At 52.0% G+C, this 1,101-nt stretch carries 2 pseudogenes; one reads left to right on the top strand and one right to left on the bottom strand.

The features are described from left to right. Positions 1-102 (top strand): annotated as a pseudogene (locus ASD60_RS29265) (RHS repeat-associated core domain-containing protein); the annotation flags it as partial. 637 nt (positions 103-739) lie between these two features. On the opposite strand, the pseudogene ASD60_RS28685 reads toward ASD60_RS29265, so the two are convergent. Continuing rightward, positions 740-868: pseudogene (locus ASD60_RS28685) on the bottom strand (ABC transporter permease); the annotation flags it as partial. Positions 869-1,101 lie beyond the last annotated feature (233 nt).

Genomic DNA, 1,101 nt, shown 5'->3' with positions numbered 1-1,101 from the left:
ATAGCCCGGACAGTTGGAGCCCGTTTGGTGGGGGTGGGTTGAATGCGTATATGTATTGCGTGGGAGATCCCGTAAACAGCTCAGACCCGACTGGGCATTCCATATTTAATAGGTTGATAGCAGTTGCGAAAGGTACGTTTAACATTATATCCGGCGGTCCAGACGTCACCGGCCCAAAAAGAGTCGAGACGCCAATCGTCGGAGGCCCCAGCCTTGTAACATCAGTTAAGGCACCTGATAAAAATTCATCGATAAACACATTAATATCGTCAGTTATTGGGGCGGTGGGACAGGCAGCCAACAGGCGTACACCAGGAAAAATCCCTTCTCCTTCCACTACTCTTTCAAGTTCGAATTCTAGGATCAATAGAGGCAGGCTCGAAGGGAGAAAAGAAAGTTTACTGTCCTATCTCGAGGAAACAACCTACAACAAACAATCCAAAATGCAATATTGGAATGCCGACACTTTTGCAAGAGGGCAGCAGGATCAGACTTTTACGACTTACCCGGTTGGGGGTCCCGGTCAAGGCTCTTCGGTTCCGCCCCCTAGCACTCCCCCCCCGGCCCCCAGAACTCCATCACCGGCCCAATCTTCAAGTTCTAGCCGATCCACTTCCCGGGACTCGACCCCCCCGACCTCGCGCCGCAACAGTGGTAGCAATAACGCTCCGAACTTCGACGACTTAAACCCCCGCTTAAAATTTCTACGTAAGTAATGAAACCGAACGGGGTGCAGGTCTCACCGCTGCATCCCCCACCGCTTCACCGTCACCCTTTCCAACGAATCAAACACCAGATTCTCCACCAGCAACCCGATCAAAATAACCACCGCCAACCCGGCAAACACCGTGTCGGTATGCTCATTACGTTTCTATGGATGAGGCACTGGCAGCTCCTTCACCAATACATTTACACAGCCCGGAAAAACTCGCACCACTATCAGTTCTGATAGTTCTCAATCCCCACTCAAGCGAGTAATACTCGAGGCAAGCCCGATTACATGGAGACTCCGGCATGAGCCAACCTGGTGATCAAGACGACCGCAGCCGTTCACGCACAGTGTTGCTGGCTACCGACAGCAGCCAATCGGTCATTGGCGAA

This window comes from Pseudomonas sp. Root562 (assembly GCF_001427125.1).
Taxonomy (GTDB): Bacteria; Pseudomonadota; Gammaproteobacteria; order Pseudomonadales; family Pseudomonadaceae; genus Aquipseudomonas.
Note: the sequence above shows the minus strand (reverse complement) of the source record. Positions and strands in the feature narration are given on the sequence as shown.